Genomic DNA, 20491 nt, shown 5'->3' with positions numbered 1-20491 from the left:
GTTCCGGACCCGGTCCGACCAGGGAATTTCGGTATCGAGAAAAAACTTCGGAAATTTCTGCCGAGATATGTCGAGCGGGGCGCGGTGGTTCCGACCGAAGGGTGACAGCAGGTCATCACCACCTCAGAAGGAGCACATCATGTCCGTCAACACCTTCCTCTGGTTCGAGTCCGAAGCCGAGCAGGCCGCCCGCCGCTACGTGGAACTGGTGCCCAATTCCCGCATCGTCGATATCGCGCGCCACCCCGACGGTTCGGCCTTCATCGTGACCATCGATCTGGACGGTCAGGCGATCACCCTGATGAACGGCGGCCCCGGTCATTCGCTGACCGACGCGGTCTCGATCCAGCTGGTCGTGGACACCCAGGAGGAGGTCGACCGGCTGTGGGACGCGCTCACCGAAGGCGGCGAGCCCGGCAATTGCGGCTGGCTCACCGACCGATTCGGACTGTCCTGGCAGGTTGTCCCGGCCGGACTGCCGGAACTGATGATGGGCGACGATCCGGTCAAGAGCGCCGCGGCGGGGGCCGCGCTGCGGACGATGTCGAAACTGGATATCAAGGTGTTGCGCGACGCCTACGACAACGCCTGAACGACGAATGCCCGCTCACCGTAGGTGGTGGGCGGGCATGTCGTAGGTTCGTCAGCGCCAGCGTTCGGGCGTGACCGGGGAATCCCAGGCCCGCGCGTAGCGGCGGGTGTCGGGCGCGTCGGACTGCTTGTGCCGGTACACGATGTAGGGCCTGGTGAAATAGCCGATCGGCGCGCTGAACATGTGCACCAGCCGGGTGTAGGGCCACATCGCCACCAGCGTGAGCACGACCAGTCCGTGCAGCTGGAAGGTCCACGGGGTGTCGACCATCAGTTCCGGGCTCGGGTTGAGGCTGAAAAGGCTACGGAACCAGGGGGATACGGATTCGCGGTAGTTGTAGGTGCCCCACAGCAGGTTGCTGCCCCAGGTATTGAGCAGGCCGGAGACGAGTGCGGCGGTGAGCAGCACGTACATGAATTTGTCGTTGGTCGTGGTCGCCTTGCGTACCGCGGTGACGGTCAGGCGGCGGTACAGCAGGATCCCGACGCCCGCCAGCACCGACAGGCCGGCGATCGACCCCGCGCCGACGGCGATCACGTGATAGGCGTGTTCGGAGATGCCGACGGCGGCGGTCCACGATTCCGGGATCAGCACGCCGAGCACATGTCCGCCGAAGACGCCGAGCATGCCGAAGTGGAACAGCGGACTGCCCAGGCGCAGCAGCCTGCTCTCGTAGATCTGCGAAGACCGTGTGGTCCAGCCGAATTGATCGTTGCGATAGCGCCAGATGTGACCGAGTACGAACGAGGTGAAGGCCACGTACGGCAGGATCAGCCACAGTTCGGTCGGTAGGTGCGGGGTGTAATTCATCGTCGGCCTTCCGACTGGGCGAACATCGTGGGATCCATCGCGAAGGGATCGAGTCCGACCTCTTCCTCCGGCGGGCCCTCGGCCGCGAGTTCGGCGATACGCCGCCGGTCGGCCGTGGTGAGCGGCGGCATCGTCGCGGTGACCGCGCCGAGCACGCCGGCGTAGGGAGAACCGCTGTCCGCCAACGACAGTCGGAGCAGTTCGATCACCGGCAGGTGCTCGCCGAGCAGGCGTTCCCCGCCGATCGGGTCGACGGTCGCGGAGAATTCGAGCAGCACCGGCAGGTGGTCGGGCAATTCCTCGTCGCCCAGTTCCACGCCCGCGTGTTTGTAGGCGTGCTTGAAACGCAGCAGCGCCATCCCGCGTTTGCGGGTGTCGCCGAAGGCGTAGAACGTCAGGTGCATGCTCGCGCGTCTGCGCATGTCGAAGGTCTCGACATAGCTCGCCGCGAGTTCGATCGGCGGCGTCACGCGCAGATGCGTCAGCAGGCGGTCGATCTGTGTGCGCACGTGTTCGGGCAATTGCGCTGTCACGCCGCTCAATTCGTCGAGCATGGCGAGCAGGTCGGCGGACGGGTAGTCCAGCAGCAGCGCGGCCAGTCTCCACACCAGGCGACGGTCGCGGTCCGACATCGGAATCGTCGGTTCGGGACGGCGGCGGATCTTCAGCAGGCTCATCGCGACACTCCGTCGCCGTCGACGGGGCGGAGGGCCCGGAGGCCGCCGACGCGGCGGGTCATCGTGGCACCACGTCGGCGGCGGGGACGACGGTTTCAGCCGACGGACCATGCGCGGCGCCGTTGCCGGCATGGTCCGTCGAGCCGTTCCCGGCAGCGCCGTTGCTGCCGTTGCCGTTGGCGCCGTTGCCGTTTGTCGACTCGGCGGTGGGCAGCAGGCCCGAGGTGGATTTGCCGTCCCAGTTCAGCAGATTGATCCGGTTCGACTTCTCCTCCGGCGCGGCGCCGTTGTTATCGGTGAGCTGGAATTTCTCCACCATCTGATCGAAGGCGGTCATTCCCGGTCCGCCGTCGGTGTCGAGGCTGCATCCGGTGGCCAGGGCGTCGAGCTGATGCGCCTGCGAACCCGCGCCGTTGGGGATCACGTACCGGTGTTCGTATTTGGCGATCGCCAGCAGCCGGTACAGCGCCTCGATCTCCTCCGGTTCCAGCCGCACCGAGGGCGCGATGTTCGGATCGGGTTCCTCGCCGAGGTTCACCGATCGCATGAACGCCCGCATACCGGCGAGTCGTTGCAGCGCCGCGCGGACCGGTCCGACGTCACCGGCGGTGAACAATTCGGCGAGGTATTCCACCGGAATACGCAGTGCGTCGATGGCGCCGAACAGATTCGACGCGTTCTCGCCGTCGTGTCCGGTCTCGGACAGCACGTCGACCACCGGTGAGAGCGGCGGCACGTACCAGACCATCGGCATGGTGCGGTATTCCGGATGCAGCGGCAGCGCGATCTGGTAGTCGACGATCAGCTTGTAGACCGGCGAATCCTGGGCGGCCTGAATCCATTCCGGGGAGATCCCGGCCCGTTCGGCCTCGGTGACGACACGCGGGTCGTGCGGGTTGAGGAAAACGCCGAGCTGCGACGGGTAGAGGTCCGCGTCCTCGGTGACCGAGGCCGCTTCCTGCACCTTGTCGGCGTCGTAGAGCATCACGCCGATGTAGCGCAGCCGTCCGACGCAGGTCTCCGAGCAGACGGTCGGAATTCCCACTTCCACGCGCGGGTAGCAGAAGGTGCACTTCTCCGCTTTGCCCGTCTTGTGGTTGAAGTAGATCTTCTTGTAGGGGCACGCCGTGACGCATTGCCGCCAACCACGGCACTTGTCCTGATCGACCAGCACGATGCCGTCTTCGGCCCGCTTGTAGATCGCGCCGGACGGGCACGAGGCCGCGCACGACGGATTGAGGCAGTGCTCGCAGATGCGCGGCAGGTAGAACATGAAGGTCTGTTCGAACTCCAGTTTCACCTGGTCCGACAACCGCGACAGCAGCGGGTCCTTGCCGACCTGCTCCGGACCCGAACCCAGGTCGTCGTCCCAGTTCGCGCCCCAGGTGACCTGCGTGTCCTCGCCGGTGATCAGCGATTTGGGCCGTGCCACCGGCACCGTGTCCATCGGCGGCGACGACAGCAGATTGTCGTAGTCGTAACTCCACGGCTCGTAGTAGTCCGACACCGTCGGCATATCGGGATTGGCGAAGATGTTCAGCATGCGCTTGAACCGGGAGCCCGACTTGAGGGTCAGCTTTCCGCGCTTGGTGAGCGTCCAGCCGCCCTTCCATTTCTCCTGGTCCTGGTACTGGCGGGGATAACCCTGTCCGGGACGGGTTTCCACATTGTTGAACCAGACGTACTCGGTGCCGCCGCGGTTGGTCCACGCCTGCTTGCAGGTGACGCTGCAGGTGTGGCAGCCGATGCATTTGTCCAGGTTCATCACCATGGCCAGCTGTGCCATAACACGCATATCAGTACTCCACGTCCTGGCTGCGGCGACGAATCGTGGTGACCTCGTCGCGCTGATTTCCGGTGGGCCCGTGGTAGTTCAGCGCGAACGACTGCTGGGCGTACCCACCGATGAGGTGTGAGGGTTTGATCATGATCCTGGTGAGCGCGTTGTGGATGCCGCCGCGTTTGCCGCGCGCCGCGCCCACCTCCGGTGTGCCCTCGATACGCGGCACGTCGACGGCGCGGTCCTGGGCGTGGTACATGAAGACGGTGCCCTCCGGCATCCGGTGCGACACGATGGCGCGGGCGACGACGATACCGTTGCGGTTGATCGCCTCGATCCAATCATTGTCGGCCACACCGATTTTCGCCGCGTCCTTATCCGACATCCAGATCGACTGACCGCCGCGCGAGAGCGTCAGCATGTGCAGGTTGTCCTGGTAGGCCGAATGGATGGACCACTTGGAATGCGGCGTGAGGTACCGCACCGTGACGCCGTTGGCTCCGACGTCGCCGACACCGGGTTCGCTGAACAGGGCTGTCATATCCAGCGGTGGCCGGAAGATCGGCATCTGTTCGCCGAGCTCGACCATCCAGTCGTGGTCGAGGTAGAAATGCTGACGGCCGGTGAGCGTATGCCACGGCTTGAGCCGTTCGGTGTTGATGGTGAACGGTGAGTAGCGCCGTCCGCCGGTCTCGCTGCCCGACCACTCCGGCGAGGTGATCACCGGAACCGGCCTGGCCTGGGTGTCGGCGAAGGTGATCCGCTTACCCTCGTGTTCGGCCGCCAGATCGGCCAGTTTGGTGCCGGTGCGCCGTTCCAGCGCCTCGAAACCCTCCACCGCCAGTCTGCCGTTGGTGGTGCCCGACAGCGCGAGGATGGCCTCGGCCGCGTGGGTGTCCTTGGCCAGCGACGGCCGTCCCTGCGCGATCCCCGACACCACGGTGCCGTTCATCCCGGCCAGGTAGGTGACCTCGGCCTCGGGGTAGGTGGTCACACCCTTGGTGGTCAGGCCGAGTGTCTCGACGAGCGGCCCGAGAGCCGCCATCTTCTCCGCGATATTCGGGTAGTCACGCTCGACCACCACGATCTTCGGCATGGTCTTGCCCGGAATCGGCTCGCACTCGCCCGCTTTCCAGTCCAGCACCTTGCCGCCCGCCTGGGCCAGGGCGTCGGGCGAATCGTGCTGCAACGGCACCGCGACGATGTCCTTGCGCTTGCCGAGATGTTTCTCCGACATCCACGCGACGCCGCGGGCGATGCGATGGAAGGCGTCGAAATCCGTTTTCGCCTCCCACGGCGGCGAGATCGCCGCGGAGAACGCGTGCACGAACGGGTGCATATCGGTGGAGGACAGGTCGTGCTTCTCGTACCAGGTGGCCGCGGGCAGCACGATATCGGAGAACAGCGTCGTGCTCGTCATCCGGAAGTCCAGTGACAGCAGCAGATCCAGCTTTCCGGTGGCCGCCTTGTCCCGCCACACCAGTTCCTGCGGGCGCACACCGGTGGCGTCGGTGGTCTGCACATTGGAATCCGCGCCGAGCAGGTGTTTGTGGAAGTACTCGTTGCCCTTGCCGGACGAGCCGAGCAGGTTCGCCCGCCAGACGGTGAGGCAGCGTGGGAAGTTCTCCGGTGCGTCGGGATCCTCGCAGGCGAAGCGCAGGTCTTCGGATTTGAGTCCGTCGACCACGTAGTCGGCCGCCGATTTGCCCGCCGCCTCGGCCTCGTCGGCGAGATCGAGCGGATTGCGGTTGAAGGTCGGGTAGGTCGGCATCCAGCCGAGCCTGCTCGCCAGCGCGATATTGTCCGCGGCGGTGCGGCCGCGGAAGGAGCCCTTGCCCAGCGGGGAGGCGAACGACTGCGAGGTGAACGGGTCGTAGCGCCACTGATCGTTGGTCAGGTACCAGAACACGGTGCCCTGCATCTGCCGGGGCGGACGCTGCCAGTCCAGACCGAAGGCCAGGGTGGACCACCCGGTGACCGGACGGCATTTCTCCTGTCCGACGTAGTGCGCCCAGCCGCCGCCGTTCACGCCCTGGCAGCCGGTGAGCAGCGTCAGGGTGAAGAAGGCGCGGTAGATCTGGTCGGAATGGAACCAGTGGTTGGTGCCCGCGCCCATCAGGATCATCGAGCGGCCGCCGGAACGTTCGGCGTTGTCGGCGAATTCACGGGCGACCCGCGCGGCCTGCACGGCGGGAACGCCGGTGATGGTCTCCTGCCAGGCCGGGGTGTACGGCTCGGAGGCGTCGTCGTAGCCGGTCGGCCAGGTGCCGGGCAGTCCGTCGCGCCCGACGCCGTACTGCGCGAGCAGCAGATCGAAGACCGTGGTGACCCGCCTGCCGGCGACCGTCGTGGTCGGCACACCGCGCACCAGCACGCCTGCGGTATCGGTGTCGAAACGCGGCAGGCGCACGGCCATCGAGCCGCGCTCGGGCGCGTCGTAGAGACTCAGCAGCGGGTCGACGCCTTCGAGGTCGAGATTCCACTTGCCCGCGTCCGCCTCGTTGAACCGGTGGCCGAGGGAACCGTTGGGCACCACCGGGTTCGCCGCCTGGTCGAGCAGCACCGGCTTGTGCGCCGCGCCCTCGTCGGTGTGTCCCAGATCGGCGGCGGTCAGGAATTTACCGGCCAGCGCGCCGTCGTGGTGATAGTTGCCGTCGGCGTCCCAGCCCTGCGGATCATCGAGGCAGACCAGATACGGCAGGTCGGTGTAGCGCTTGATGTAGTCGAGGAAGCGCGGGGTCGGGCGGTCGACGAAGAATTCCTTGAGGATGACGTGGCCCATCGACATGGCGAGTGCCGCATCGGTTCCCGGCCGCGCCGCCACCCATTCGTCGGCGAACTTGGTGTTGTCGGCGTAGTCGGGGGAGACCACGACGACCTTCTGCCCCCGGTACCGCGCCTCGGTCATGTAGTGCGCGTCCGGGGTTCGGGTCACCGGGACGTTGGAACCCCACATGATCAGGTAACCCGCGTCGAACCAGTCCGCCGATTCGGGCACGTCGGTCTGGTCGCCGAACACCTGGGGCGAGGCGACGGGCAGGTCGGCGTACCAGTCGTAGAACGACAGCATCGAGCCGCCGAGCAGTGAGATGAAGCGGGCGCCGACGGCATGGCTGACCATCGACATCGCCGGGATGGGCGAGAAGCCCGCGACCCGATCGGGTCCGTAACGCTTGATGGTGTGCACGTGCGCGGCCGCGGCGATCTCGGCGGCCTCCCACCATTCGGCGCGCACGAATCCGCCCTTGCCGCGCGCGGATTTGTAGCGCGCCGCCTTCTCCGGATCCTCGACGACGGCCTCCCAGGCCAGTACCGGATCCTTGACCTTCTCCTTGGCTTCCCGGTACAGCTCGAGCAGCACACCGCGCACATACGGGTAGCGGACCCGCGCCGGAGAGTAGGTGTACCAGGAGAAGGACGCGCCGCGGGGGCAGCCGCGCGGCTCGTATTCGGGTTTGTCCGAACCGACGGAGGGATAGTCGGTCTGCTGCGACTCCCAGGTGATCACGCCGTCCTTGACGTAGATCTTCCACGAGCACGAACCGGTGCAGTTGACGCCGTGGGTGGAGCGCACCACCTTGTCGTGCGCCCAGCGATCGCGGTAGAACTCGTCGGCTCCGCGCCCGCCGACCTTGTGCAGGCTGCGCTGATCGGCCGAGACCTCGCCGATCTGGAAATACTTTCCCAAGCGGAGCAATGCGTCACCCGCGTTCGAGGAAGGCAGACCCGCCCCACCGGAGGGTCCGGAATTCCGAGTGCGTGAATTAACCACGACGCCCCCTTCGAGCAGTTGAGTTGGGCTGTTGCACCGACTTTAAGGAGGTCGGCACCCGCGGCCAAACGAATCTCTCACAGCGCGCTCGGGCCCTCGGTGAGTTGTGAGATCGGCGCAACCTCATGGTCATTGCGCGCGGCGCCCGATTCGGCGCACATGTCGACGCGACCAGGGGGGATATGCCCTGACCGGCAGAAATACCGTCCCGAGTGGCTGTATCGGGGGCTTGGCGGTGATGCTTTGGAAACCGGGGCTTCTCGGACGCTTAATATTTGTTAACACGGACCGCGGGGCATCCGGAGGCCCTCGGGACCCGATCCGGGGTGGTCGCTCGGCCGCCGCGCGGGGCGGCGTGCGGCCCGGTGAATCGTTTTTCCATCGATTAGCTGGTCGGTCGGTTTATTCATTCGACGATATTTCCGTACAGCAGTAACTGTCTTGGTTTTCCGCGGATCGAATTGATCGAATTTCTGTTCGTGACGTGATGTCCGGTGTGCCGGGGGGTGTGCGCGGCTCGCGGGCGGTGTCGCCCGCTCGGCTTCCGTGCCGTCGTGGACGTGTCATCCGTCTGCGTGTCGGCGGCGCGCCGCCGCGACATTCCGGCGCGGGGTTGCTATGGGCTCGACCGGAACTGCCCGGGGTCCAATGCCGCTGTGGCATCATCCGATTCACGAACAAGATCTTTGCTGTGATGTAGCCAACATACCGCGAGTCCTACTAATATAAAGAAATAATATCGTTTAATATCAGTCGCTATGGGCAGGTGCCCGCATAGTTGACGATTGGAGCCAGGTGCCGCCCGGTCTTTCCCGCAACGATGAGGTCGGGGAGGGCTCGTCCTGTTATTCATGGTGAAGTGCTCGAATCGTTGATACGTCTACAGTTTCATAGGAGCGGATTGCTGTGCCACGCAAAACGACGGATGTCGGCGTAGGGAATCTATTGCGACCGCCCACCTTCGGGGGGTTGCTGCGACGACTCAGGGACGAACGGCGCATATCTCGGGAGAAACTAGCATTTGCCGCCGGCGTCAGCTCCAGCTATATCACGCATCTGGAGGGCGGCGATCGTGATCATCCGACCAGGGCGGTGGTCGACGCGCTGATTCGATATCTGGACCGGATCAGCCCGCTCGGCGACGCCGAACGCAGGCATCTGTTCGACCTCGCGGGTCTGGCCGAAGACCGGTTCCCCGGCGTCGAGGAACTGCGCGCGCAGATCAGCGACGACATGCGCAACGGGCTGGCCGTGCACGAGCCGAACGCGGCATGCTACCTCGATACCAGATGGAACATTCTGTCCTGCAACGACTCCTACGCGCGCGCGTTCTCCGGTCTGGTCGACGACGGCAACATGCTGCGCTGGTTCTTCGGCAACGAGTTGTCTACCCGGGTGATGGTGGAGTGGGAGCGCGAAGCCGCGATGACCGTGGACTGGCTGCGCGGGCTCATCGGGCAATCCGGCGACACCGAGTGGGCCGCGGAATTGCTGGCCGAACTGGGCGAATATCCGGAATTCCGGCGGATGTGGGCGGCCGGGGGGACCACATACGGGCGCGACAGTCCGCACATGCATCTGCGGGATCCGGACTCCGGCGATTGCTTCAGCCTCGACGTCCAGATGTTCCGTGTCGATTCCGGGATTCATCCGGGCAGAATCCAATTCTTTCTCGGAATCCGTACCCCGTGTCTGGACCCCGCGGGGAGCGCGGCATCGGTGTCCGGCGTGGATCACTGTCGGTAGCCGGGATGCGGCGCGGGCGAATATCCCACGACGTTCGGCCGCGTCGTCGACGCGACGGCGACCGGACGAGAACGAACTGTCGTGGAAGGCGATCCGACGATGGACATGTGGTGACCGTACCGGTCGACCGACAGGCCGCGGCGGCGTTGCTGGGAATATGCCCGAACCCGGTCCCGTGGCCCGCCGGTGCGGTAGGTGCCCTGGCTGGTGCAGGTACTTCACAGGGTGCGGGAGATGTCGGAGATTGTATGGACAACGATGGCGTCAGCGTATTTGATCCGTTTATCACGGTGTGGGCAATTACTTACGGAACCGTGATTCGATGAGCAGCACGTCCATGGATTGCGAAAACATTGCGGGAGCGATTGCGCATGGTCGATGAGGTCGAATTGGTACCCCACATCTCGTTGGCGGCGGCGGCCGACTGTGGGAACGGAACGTTCGCGGTATGCGGGGACGAGGGCAGAGCGCTGTGGTACGGCCCCTTCCTGGACAGTGACGACGACCATCCGCACGGTGATCGTTTCGCCGGTGCGATGGCCGCGGCGGTACGGGCGGTGTGGCTGGCAGGACGGGTGCGGGCGGATTCCGGATATCCGGAGGCGACACTGCATCTCACCGTCACCGAATCCGATCTCGACCGGGTGACCCTGGCGTGCACCGCGTCGATGTCCGGTCTCGCGCTGGCCGTCGAGGTGTCCGAGGACAACCCGGCGATGGACTGGTGCCAGGTCTTCGGCAGGCTCGATTGGAATCCCGGAGCGCTGATCGATCTGGTCGGCGAGACGGTCGAATCCAGGACAGCGGAGCGCGGGCAAGGACGCCACCTCCGATCCGTAGTGATGTACGACGACCCGAAGGAGAGCATGCCTATGACGCGCAACGCTGGTACCGGTCCGGCCGGTTCGCTCGGTCCGCAGGTCGACCCCGGTGTGGAGTTGCGCGCCGCCTTGGAGGCGTTACTGCTGCACGACGCGATGGGTATCGACGCCAGAATGCGCCATTCGATCGCCGCCGTCGTGCACCTGGCCGTCGACGCACCCCACGGCCCGCCCGAAGACGCCGAGGAATTCCTCGGCCGCCTCGACGCGTCCTGGCTGGTGGCGGCGTGGACCGGTCACGATACCGAGATGTCGTTGATCGCGACGCTCGCCGCGGGCGAGGTGCCGACCCTGTCCTGGTGCGAACTGATGTTCACCACGGCGCTCGCGCCCTGGTCGACGAGTCCTGTCGCGGTGCACGCGCGCCGCATCTTCGCCGCCGTCCAGCACGGGCGCATCGGTTCGGTCCGCCCCTCGGTCCGGGTCTACGGGGCCTGAAGGCCGGAACTACGGGGCCCGAAGGCCCTCGCTCGCCACCGGGTGGATCTGTTCGAAGGAGTCCACCCAGCGGTGCGGCGGCCTCGGACGCTGGGGTTCGCCCGGACGGTGCACGCCCACCACCGACCAGCCCGCCGCCACGGCGGCATCGAGTTCGTCGGGATGATCGGACAGGAACAGGATTCCCGACGCGGGGGTGTCGATGGCGGCGGCGATCGTCTCGTAGGACGCCGACTCGCGTTTCGGACCGGCCGTCGTCAGATCGAAATAGTCCTCGATCAGCGAACCCAGGTCGCCGCCGCGGGCGAAGGCGAACCAATCACGCTGATTGCGCACCGAACCCGACGAGTACACGTACAGCCGCAGTCCGGCCGCGTGCCAGGCGGACAGCGCGGGCACGGCGTCGGCGAAGAATTCGCCGTGCAGCGCGCCGGAGCGGAAACCCTCGGCGCAGATGAGGCCCTGCGCGTTCTTCAACGGTTCGGCCTTCACATCCGAACCGAGCCAGCCGCGCAGGATCTCGGCCACTTCGTCGACGTCGGCGTCGGGGCGACCCGCCGCATCCCTGGTTCCCGCCAGGACCGGCGCGGCCGCGCCGGTCCTGTTCTCGCGCAACCAGTCGCCGAGCCTGGCCCGGGTGTAGCCGTACAGATCCTCCCGCACCGAATCGGTCGGACTCGTCGTTCCCTCGATATCGAGGACGACGGCGGTGATCACGTCGGTCACGGCGCGGTCAGCAACTCGTCGAGGGTCGGGAAACCCGCGCCGATGGGATCGCCGGTGAAATCTCCGACCCAGCCGTCGGCTTCCTCGAAGAACCGGATCGCGATGAAATCGGGGCGGGTGCCCATATCGAACCAGTGCCGGGTGCCCGCCGGCACCGACAGCAGATCCCCGCCCTCGCACACCACGGCCAGCACCTCGTCCTCCAGGCGCAGGTAGAAGCAGCCACGTCCGGCGGCGAAGTAACGTACCTCGTCCTCGGCATGCCGGTGCTCGTCGAGGAATTTGGCCCGCGCACCGGCCGCGGTCTGCTGCCAGGCCGGATCGGCGTCGTCCGGGTGGATGCGCGCGATATCGATATGACGGTAGCGGCCCGACGCGTTGAGGGCGGCGACTTCGTCGGCGTAGTGGGCGAGTAGTTCATCCGACGCCACCGACGCGGCGTCGGCCACGACCGGCCAGCGGTCGAAAGCGATACCGCGGCGGGCCAATTCGGCGGTGATCACCGCGTCGTCGGTGGTCCGCACCCGGACCTCGGCGGCATTGTCGGCGGCCATGATCTGCAAGAGTGTCATCTCGGTCCGATCTCCATCAGGTCGGTGTCGGTGTCGGCGGCGAAGGCATGCCGCCGTCCGGAACGGGTCACCAGCTCGCAGAGCGCCTCCAGGCACTCGGCGCGGTCGCGAGCCTGGGCAAGAGTGTCCCCCCACGCGGTGATGCCGTGGCCCGCGATTCCGAAAATCGGTGGTGCGCCGGGGGATTCGGTCAGGTAGCGCTCGACGTCGGCGCCGATGCGCGCGACATCGCGCCAGTTCGGGAAGATCGGAATCTCGATCACGCCGGGTTCCGCGCCGCCCAGACCCTTGATGAGTTCGTAGTCGGTGATCCGCAGCACGGTGATCTCCTCGCGCGCCCCGGTCCTGGTGGACAGTGTCGTCGCGTACGGCGGGTGGATGTGCACGACGGCCGCGGCGTCGGTGCTCCGGTAGACCGCGGTGTGGATGGTGGTCTCGGCCGACGGCCTGCGGCGCTGCCCGGGTTCGGGAACCGAATCGGCGACACCGACGGTGACCATATCGTCGGCGGTGAGCTCGCCCTTGGACAGTCCGCTGCCGGTGACCACGGCCGAATCCCTTTGCCGCACCGAGATATTGCCCGCCGTACCGGGCATCCAGCCACGCAGGTACAGTCCGCGCGCCAGATCCGCGACGGCCGTGGCCGTGGTGGTGGCGTCCGCGCCGCACCCGTCCGCGACGCCGTCGCGATAGACCACGCCCGCTTCGGTGACCACGGCGCTCACCAGCGCGGCGGGGGTCACGTCGAAGGCCGGGTTGAACACCTCGGTGCCCTCGGGAGCGGTCACGACGCCACCGAAACCGGTCACCTCGGCGGCGGCGCGCTGTTCCACCACGATCTCGGCGCCGGTGGCCATATTCGGATCGCGGGTCGATTCGGGCGCGACCACGATGAACGGGATCCCGTGGTGGCGCGCGGCGAGCGCGAGCATGTAGGTGCCGATCTTGTTGGCGACGTCGCCGTTGGCCGTGATGCGATCCGCGCCGACCAGCACGCAGTCGACCTGCCCGGTCGCCATGGCCCAGGCCGCGGCCGAATCGATGGTGAGCCGATGCGGGATACCGGCCTCGGCCAGCTCCCACGCGGTCAGCCGCGCGCCCTGCAACAGCGGCCTGGTCTCGTCGACCAGCACTTCCTCGATCGCGTCGCGTTCGAACAGCACCCGGATCGCGCCGATCGCGGTACCGAAGGCGCTGGTGGCGAGGCGGCCGGTATTGCAGTGCGTCAGCACCCGCAGCGGTCGGTCACCGAGCAGTTCCCGCACCAGATCGGCGGTGTTGGTCGCGGCGGCGCGGTTGACCCTGCCGTCCTCGGCCAGCATGTCCAGCGCCGTGGCGAGCACGGCGTCCGCGCCTCGGGGCACCGCGGCTGTCGCCCGGCGTACCGCCCAGGCCAGATTCACCGCGGTCGGCCGCGCGCGGGCGATCCTGTCCGCTTCCGCCCGGACTCGGTCGAGGTCGACCACCCCGTCGACGGTATGGGCCGCGGTGGCGATCACCACGCCGAACGCGCCCGCGATACCGATGGCGGGAGCCCCGCGGATGGCGAGCGTCGAGATCGCGTCGATGATCTGCTCGACCGTGCTCAGACGCAGTTCCCGCACCCGACCGGGCAGTCCGCGCTGGTCGATGGTGAGCAAGGCACCGTCATCCCAGATCAGGGAACTGTCGTCCATCAGGTGCATCCTTTACCGCGGAGAAGAAACTGCATAGTGCCTGGTGAACGGTATCCGAAAGGCGCCTTCGCCCGAAAATCGGGCGGTGTGGTCACGCGGTCGCGTCCTCATTCGGCGGCGTATTCCGCTTCGCGCTCCACCGCGTCGATGGTCGCGCGCGGGACGCGGATCGGGCCGGGGACATAGCTGACGGCACGCAGATCACCGGTGTAGCGGAACGGTCCGCGTCGCGCGCGCAGATCCCATGACACCGGGCCGCGGGCGTCGACGCCGACGGAGATGCCCGTCCACGGCGACATGCCGACCAATTGGACCTGGTCGGTGAGTTCGGCGTCGGGGAGGCCGTCGACGACGATCCGGAAATCCTGACGCAGCCGTGGCCGGATCACCGCCTCGACGGTGATCCGATTCGTGCCGGGGGGCAGCGGTTCGGTCGTCACCGACCGGTAGATCCCGTAACTGTTCACCCCGACCACGACCCGCCCGTCCTCGATGTAGACCAGATATCCGCCGAGCGGATCACCGTGGGCGACGAGCACGCCTTCGTCTCCGGAGCGATATCCGCCGAGTTCGGCGGTGACGGTGAAGTCGTGGTAGGCGATCAGGCGCTGGGAGCGGTAGCGCTCCAGGGTGGGCGTGCCGGGGAGCAGGCGCACCGGTGCGCCGAGGCGGGCTTCCTCGGGCCGTCGGCGCGCGAGATCCTGCCGGGTGAGCAGGGGGAACACGGTATTGGCCCACGCCGATTCGTCCCAGGCCGCCGCGAGTTCGGCGACCTTGTCCGGGAATCGGTCCGACAGATCGTGGAGTTCGGTCGGATCGGCGCGCACGTCGAACAGTTGCCAGGCCGGGGCGTCCAGTTCGGCGCCGGGGCCGTGCAGCGAGAGCAGTTTCCAGCCGTCGCGGTAGAAGCCCCGGTGGCCGGTCATCTCGGAATATTGTTCGGTGTGCGTGGTCCTCGCGCGCGGGTCGCGTAACAGCCCGGCCGCCGAGGTGCCGTCGAATGTCTTGGCGGGTAAGCCGTTCCGTACGCCCGGGTGCGAGAGTCCGACCAGGTCCAGCAGCGTGGGCGCGAGATCGGTGACGTAGGCGTACTCGTGCCGGATGCCGTTGTCGCCCTCGGCGCGCGGCAGACCCTTCGGCCAGGACACGATCAGCGGAACCCGCACTCCGCCCGCGAAGGTCTGGCCCTTGTAGAAGCGGAACGGCGTATTGGAGGCCTGACCCCAACCGCGCGGATAGTGCACGCCCAGTCGCGCGGTGCCGATGAGTTCTTCGTCGTGCGCGACATCGCCGATCCAGTCGGGATCGTCGATATGGGCGAATTCGGCGAAATAGCTGCGGGTTCCCTCCGGTCCGCCCTCGGCGGTGCCGCCGTTGTCGGAGGTGAACACCACGATGGTGTTGTCGAGTTCCCCGAACTGTTCGACCACGTCCAGAACGCGGCCGAGGCTCTGGTCGACGCTGTCGACCATGCCCGCGTACACCTCCATGTACCGCGCGAATCGTCGCTGTTGCTTCTCGCTCAGCGAATCCCATTCGGCCGCTTCGTATCCCGGCTCGGTATTGCGGGCCTTCTGACGGGTGCCCTCCGGGAAGAGTCCCTGCGCGAGCTGGGCGGCGAAACGGCTCTGCCGCAGCGCGTCCCAGCCTTCGGCGTAGCGCCCGCGGTACTTCGCCAGATCCTCGGGTTTGGCCTGCAACGGGCCGTGCATGGCGACGTGCGCGAAGTACAGGAAGAAGGGTTTGGACGCGTCGTGGGCGCGCAGATCCTTCAGGTAGCCGATGGCCTTGTCGGTCAGGTCGTCGGTGAGGTAGTAGTCCGGCGGATATTCCTCGATGTCGACCACCGAGGAATCCGAGACGAGCTGGTTCGGGTAGTAGAAGGAGTTCAGTCCCTCCAGCGAACCGTAGTAGCGGTCGAATCCGCGCTGGGTCGGCCACGAATCACGGTGTGCCGCGGGATTCATCGTGGTATCGCGCACCAGATGCCATTTGCCGACGGCGTAGGTGGCGTAGCCGCCCGCGCGCAGGATCTCCGGCAGGGTGAGCACATCGTCGGCCAGTTCCAGCCGCAGTCCAGGATATCCGGGGTCGGCGTTGGCGACGAAGCCGAAACCCGCACGGTGGGAATTGATTCCGGTCAGCAGCGCGGCCCGCGACGGCGAGCACAGCGGCGTGGTGTGGTAGTTGGTGAGCCGGACCCCGGCGGCGGCGAGCCGGTCCAGGGTCGGGGTGTCGATCTCCGAGCCGAATGGGCCGATATCGCTGTATCCCATGTCGTCGACCAGGACCACGATGATGTTCGGCGCGTCGGCGGGCGCGGTCGGCGGGTAGGTCCACTCGGGGGTGGATTCCGCGGTGGTGCGTCCGACGGCACCGCCGAACGACGCGTACCCGCGCGCGTGGGAGGGGACAGCCATCCGGACAGTCAAGGAGTCGCGCGGCCTGGTCGCCAGGGTTCGGCGCAGGATGCGTGGAACGGGTGCTCGGATTCGGGGTCGCCGATAGGGTGACGGCGCTCGCGGTATGCGCCGGGAAGCGTTCGTGTTCGCGTCGGCTTCCGTGGTCGGCGGGGAATTGCGAAGCGCAACGAAATTACGGCGCGCCGGTATGGAACATTACAATTCGGCGCGCTCGGTCGATCCATTCTTCGGGTTATTCGGAAGGTCGCGGAAACACACTGCGACCGCCGGTACCGGTACCGGCGGTCGCAGTGTGTTCGTCAATCAGTTCTGGCCGTGGCGGCGCTCCGCGTCACGCTGCGACGGAGGCCGCTGACGGCCCTCCATCTGCGGATCCTCGGGCGATCCCGCTCGGCCCATGCCCTGCTCCTGGCGCTGCTGTTGCTGCTGCCTCGGCATCTGCTTGGGCATTTTCTTAGGCGTCTTCTTCGACTTTTCAGCCATCTCCACTCGGTCCTTTCCGAAGTGATGTGTCCGAAGTGATGTTTTATTCGCCTAACACTGATCACCATAGCGAGTGGGTATGGCTATCGGAAGAGGAATCGAGAATATTATTCGGGCTCCGGTATTCAGGCCGGTAGGGGCAGGAATTCGGTGACGACTCCGTCGGCGGCGCCCGCCGGGACCAGGACCAGACCGTCGGCGTCGACGAGATCGCCGAGGTGCGAGGTGCTGGTCTGCGGCTCGCCCAGCCAGCCACCGGACACGGCGAAGCGTGCCGGGACGACGCGGGGGACGGTGGAGGTGATGGACGCGGCGTTGTGCAGCGGCCCGGTGAGCAAGCGGCCCGGCTCGGCGTCGGTGCGGCCATCGACGATGGCGGCGGCCAGCGTCATCAGGGTCGCGACGGCGGCGAACGGGTTACCGGGCAGGCCGAGCACGGTCGTGCCCGACCGCAGTTCCGCGACGAGGGTGGAGCCGCCGGGACGCAGCCGCAATCGGTGCACGAGCACGCGGGCGTGCGCGCGGGCGATCGCGCCGCGCAGTTGGTCGGCCGCGCCGCCCCCGGTCGCCCCGACGATCACCAGCAGGTCGATATCCTCTGTGGCAGTGAGTACTTCGTCGAAGCCGGAAGCGGTGTCACGCAGGTGCACCCGATCCGAGGTGCGAATACCGTAGTGGGCGAGGATATCCGGGAGCACGGGACCGATCGAATCGCGTGTCTGTCCGATCCGCAACGGTCCGTCGCTGCGAATCTCGTCGCCCGTCATCACGATTCGCGCGCGCACCGGTCCGCGCACGAACGCCTCGGTGACCTCGACGCTGGCCGCCGCGGAGATCAGCGCGGGCGTGACGCGGGTGCGGGCGACCGCGACGAGGTCGCCCGGACCGCGATCCTCGCCACGTCGGCGGATGTCCGCGCGCGCCGGGGTGTCCGGTAGTCGATGCAGGATGTGCCCTGGCCCGAGCTCGGCGAATTCGTCGCGCAGCACGCCGGTGGTGCCGTCCGGCACGTGCGCGCCGGTGGCGATGCGCACCGCTTCGCCCGCAAGGAGTCCGACCGGACGCTGACCGCCGGCGAAACCGATGTCACGGCGCAACTGCCACGGCCCGTCGCCACAGACCGCGTAACCGTCCATGGCCGACACGTCGAAGCGGGGCAGCGGCCCCTCGGCCGTCAACGGCGCGGCCAGCACCGCCCCGCCGACCGCGCGCAACCGGGTGCGGTAGGCGGTGAGCCGGGACAGATCGGTGCGTAGGACCCGCCTGGCCTCGTCGACGGTCAACGGGGTGGGCGGTACGACGTCGGAGACGCGGGCCTCGGCGCCGGCAGAGGTTTCCGTCGCCGCGGTGGCGGCGGCGGCTTCGGTACGCGCGCGCTGCAACTCGTCGTCGGTGTCGACATCGGCGACACCGGGCACCGGCACGATGACCGTCTCGGTGGGGATGAGGGCCTTCATCGGCTGGTTGATCAGCGAATCCAGTTTGCCGAGTTCGGCGATCAGCGCGGCCCGCCGCCACAGCCCGATCAGGTACTGCGGCCTGCCGTCGTCGTCGGCGGCGAAGACCGCGTCCGCGCCGGTCTCGGCCTCCTGTCGGAGCAGTGTCGCGATCGCGGCGGCGGTCAGGAACGGCATATCGGCGGCGAGTACCACCACCAGTGGAGCGGGATCGACGTCGAGCGCGCGCAGTCCCGCGTCCACCGCCGCGACCGGGCCCGACCCCGGCGGCACTTCGCGCACCTGGAGGAATCGCGCGGCCAGGTCCGGTCGACGCGGACCGACGACCACCGTGCGCCCGCAGCCCGCCACGGCCGCGAGCGCGGCGTCGAGCAGCGTGCGTCCGCCGATGACGAGGCCGGGTTTGTCGATTCCGCCCATGCGGCTGGCGCGTCCGCCGGCGAGCACGATGGCGTCGGCGGCTCTCATCGGAGCCGCCCGGAGGATAGGTACCGCATGTGCGCCATGCTAATTCGTCGGCGTTCCCGCACGACGCGGCGCGACCTGGTCGACGGCGGGGCGCACCGTGCTCACGCGATCAGGCGACCGTGTAGTCGGGCGCGGGGCGCAGGAGACAGAACTCGTTGGTTTCCGGATCGGCGAGCGGCAGTCCGGGTGCGTCGCCGAGACTGCCCGCGGCGAGCGGCGTCGCGCCCGCCGCGCGGAGCCGGGCCACTTCCTCGGCCGGGTCGTCGGCGGGGAAGGACGTGAGGTCCAGGTGCAGGCGATTGCGACCGTATTTCTGTTCGGGGGTGTGCACGAACTCGAGCCAGCAGCCGAGACCGGTCGCCGAGCGCAACCCGGCGATCTCGGCGCCGCCGTAGGTCACCGGCCAGCCCGAGGCGGTCGACCAGAATTCGGCCAGCCGCACCGGATCCCTGGTATCGACCACGATGGCCGCGACCGCTCCGGTGTCGACGTATTGCTCGCGAGGTTCCAGAACGCAGAATTCGTTGCCCTCGGGATCGGCGAGGACGACCCAGGGCACCGCGCCCTGTCCGATATCTATATGACGTGCGCCGAGGGACAGCGCGCGATCCACCTGGACCCGCTGGTGGTCCAGTGAGCGGCTCGCCAGATCGAGATGGATACGGTTCTTGCCCTGTTTGGTGTGCGCCGCGGGAAGGAACGTCAGCGCGATCTCCAGGCCGTCCGGATCGTGTGCCGCCACATCGACCTCGTCGGATCGATCGAGGGGCACCGCCCAGCCCAGTAGTTCGGCCCAGAAACCCGCGACGGACCGCGGCCGGTCAGCATCGAATACGACACGCGCCAGGCGGGTGGACATTCCTCCACGGTAACCCGCGTCATGTCCACCGATCCCGAAGTTCGGGAAACTTGAAACGCGCTGTCGCCAGATCTACCCGTCCGTCCCGGATCGGCACACCCTCCTCGGCGAGCAGCCGCAGCTGCCGGTGGGCCAGATGGGCGGCGGGCCTGCCGCTCGCGCTGAGCACCCGGTGCCACGGCAGGTCGGCGGAATCGGTGCGCATGATCCAGCCGACGGTGCGGGGAGTGGACAGCCCCGCCGCCACCGCGATATCGCCGTAGGTGGCCACCGAACCACGCGGGATGCGTCCGACCAGGGCGCGTACCTGTTCGATCTCGGCGTCGGAGGTCGGCATCGTTCAGCCGAGGGCCGCGCGCACGAGTGCGGCCGTCTCGGCGGGCAGGGACTGCGCGACCATGTGATCGCAGTCGAATTCGCGGACGACGAGCCGATCGCCGAGATGCGCGCTGAGCGCGGCGCGGAATTCCGGCGTCACGAAGGGCGGTGTCACCTTCATCGCCTGCACGAGGACGGTCGGCAGGTCGGCGGGCGGCAGCACGTGAGCGCGGGCCAGCTGCCCCCAGTAGGAGGTGACGGCGGGCAGGCTCATCCGCCAGCCCACGCGGCCCCCGTCGGTGGGGACCAGGTGTTCGTCCAGTTCGGCGTCGAGCAGGCCCGGCGCGACGTCGGCCCAGGCGCTGGCCAGTTTGTCGCCCCTGGCGTCCTCGACGTTCGCGTAGTCGGGGTGTGCCAGCGTGCTGCGCGCGATGTCCTCCAGCCGGACCGGGTCCAGGGCGATCGCCGGATCGAGCAACACCAGCCCACGGACCAGGTCCGGATGACGCCGCGCCAGGTGCAGTGCCGTCGCGCCGCCGAACGAATGCCCGACGACCAGGACCGGCTCGTCGGTCTCGGTCGCGAGCAGCGCGACCAGATCCGCCACGATCTGTTCGAAATCCCACGGCGGCAGCGAGGTCGAGCGGCCGTGACCGCGCAGGTCGGGGGCGAGGACCCGGATCTCGGGCAGATACTCCTGTGCGAGCGCCGCCCAGCGCTGCCCGTGGCCGGTCAGCCCGTGCAGGGCGAGAACGAGCGGCCCGGAAGCGGGACCGAAGCGGTGCGCATGAAGTATCGACACGAGACCATTCT

Annotated in this window: 16 protein-coding genes; 3 read left to right on the top strand and 13 right to left on the bottom strand. The window is 67.4% G+C overall.

Annotation, left to right across the window (positions count from 1 at the left end; genetic code table 11):
• The first annotated feature begins 139 nt into the window (after nt 1-139).
• Nucleotides 140-592, top strand: a complete 453-nt coding sequence (locus DAT37_RS30740) for a VOC family protein (RefSeq protein ID WP_109528600.1) — start codon at nt 140-142, stop codon at nt 590-592.
• A 51-nt stretch (nt 593-643) separates the two neighbouring features.
• Here the strand turns inward: DAT37_RS30740 and narI are convergent, their stop codons facing one another.
• The 4 genes from narI to DAT37_RS30720 are packed head-to-tail and all read right to left on the bottom strand — an operon-like array spanning nt 644 to nt 7556.
• On the bottom strand, nt 644-1402 hold the full coding sequence (narI, locus tag DAT37_RS30735; RefSeq protein ID WP_109528345.1) for a respiratory nitrate reductase subunit gamma: 759 nt from the start codon (nt 1400-1402) through the stop codon (nt 644-646).
• On the bottom strand, nt 1399-2079 hold the full coding sequence (narJ, locus tag DAT37_RS30730) for a nitrate reductase molybdenum cofactor assembly chaperone (RefSeq protein WP_109528344.1): 681 nt from the start codon (nt 2077-2079) through the stop codon (nt 1399-1401). Before narJ ends, narI begins: the two co-directional genes overlap by 4 nt.
• 58 nt (nt 2080-2137) lie before the next feature.
• Entirely contained in the window at nt 2138-3874 is a 1737-nt protein-coding gene (gene narH, locus DAT37_RS30725) for a nitrate reductase subunit beta (RefSeq protein WP_109528343.1), read from the bottom strand.
• Between the two features lies 1 nt (nt 3875).
• Complete coding sequence (locus DAT37_RS30720; protein ID WP_232840094.1) at nt 3876-7556, bottom strand: nitrate reductase subunit alpha; 3681 nt, start codon at nt 7554-7556, stop codon at nt 3876-3878.
• 1044 nt (nt 7557-8600) lie between these two features.
• Here DAT37_RS30720 and DAT37_RS30715 point away from each other — a divergent pair.
• Nucleotides 8601-9377: a helix-turn-helix transcriptional regulator gene (locus tag DAT37_RS30715; RefSeq protein ID WP_232840093.1), complete on the top strand. Its 777-nt coding sequence runs from the start codon at nt 8601-8603 to the stop codon at nt 9375-9377.
• Nucleotides 9378-9748: 371 nt separating this feature from the next.
• On the top strand, nt 9749-10696 hold the full coding sequence (locus DAT37_RS30710; RefSeq protein WP_109528598.1) for a hypothetical protein: 948 nt from the start codon (nt 9749-9751) through the stop codon (nt 10694-10696).
• Between the two features lie 9 nt (nt 10697-10705).
• Here DAT37_RS30710 and mtnC read toward each other — a convergent pair whose 3' ends face one another.
• The 9 genes from mtnC to DAT37_RS30660 form a co-directional block, all read right to left on the bottom strand.
• Nucleotides 10706-11413 carry an acireductone synthase gene (gene mtnC, locus DAT37_RS30705; RefSeq protein WP_109528597.1) on the bottom strand — a complete coding sequence of 236 codons (708 nt, stop codon included), beginning with the start codon at nt 11411-11413 and terminating at the stop codon, nt 10706-10708.
• A gap of 5 nt (nt 11414-11418) precedes the next feature.
• Nucleotides 11419-11994: a 1,2-dihydroxy-3-keto-5-methylthiopentene dioxygenase gene (locus tag DAT37_RS30700; protein ID WP_109528341.1), complete on the bottom strand. Its 576-nt coding sequence runs from the start codon at nt 11992-11994 to the stop codon at nt 11419-11421.
• Nucleotides 11991-13670, bottom strand: coding sequence for an S-methyl-5-thioribose-1-phosphate isomerase (gene mtnA / locus DAT37_RS30695; RefSeq protein ID WP_109528340.1), 1680 nt, complete (start codon nt 13668-13670; stop codon nt 11991-11993). The genes DAT37_RS30700 and mtnA overlap by 4 nt, the downstream gene beginning before the upstream one ends.
• A gap of 107 nt (nt 13671-13777) precedes the next feature.
• Nucleotides 13778-16090: an arylsulfatase gene (locus tag DAT37_RS30690; protein WP_109528339.1), complete on the bottom strand. Its 2313-nt coding sequence runs from the start codon at nt 16088-16090 to the stop codon at nt 13778-13780.
• Nucleotides 16091-16396: 306 nt separating this feature from the next.
• Nucleotides 16397-16576 (bottom strand): hypothetical protein, encoded by a 180-nt coding sequence (locus tag DAT37_RS30685; protein ID WP_157978787.1) that lies wholly within the window; start codon nt 16574-16576, stop codon nt 16397-16399.
• Nucleotides 16577-16701: 125 nt separating this feature from the next.
• A complete protein-coding gene (locus tag DAT37_RS30680; RefSeq protein ID WP_109528337.1) occupies nt 16702-18501 on the bottom strand; it encodes an NTP transferase domain-containing protein in 1800 nt (599 codons plus the stop codon).
• Between the two features lie 109 nt (nt 18502-18610).
• Nucleotides 18611-19360, bottom strand: a complete 750-nt coding sequence (locus DAT37_RS30675) for a VOC family protein (protein WP_157978786.1) — start codon at nt 19358-19360, stop codon at nt 18611-18613.
• A 19-nt stretch (nt 19361-19379) separates the two neighbouring features.
• A complete protein-coding gene (locus tag DAT37_RS30665; RefSeq protein WP_109528334.1) occupies nt 19380-19697 on the bottom strand; it encodes an MGMT family protein in 318 nt (105 codons plus the stop codon).
• Nucleotides 19698-19700: 3 nt separating this feature from the next.
• Nucleotides 19701-20480 (bottom strand): alpha/beta fold hydrolase, encoded by a 780-nt coding sequence (locus DAT37_RS30660; RefSeq protein WP_109528333.1) that lies wholly within the window; start codon nt 20478-20480, stop codon nt 19701-19703.
• Between the last annotated feature and the right edge of the window lie 11 nt (nt 20481-20491).

Source organism: Nocardia aurea (assembly GCF_003123685.1).
In the GTDB taxonomy this organism is placed as follows: domain Bacteria; phylum Actinomycetota; class Actinomycetes; order Mycobacteriales; family Mycobacteriaceae; genus Nocardia; species Nocardia aurea.
The sequence above is the reverse complement of the archived record's forward strand: the minus strand, read 5'-3'. Positions and strand labels throughout refer to the sequence as shown.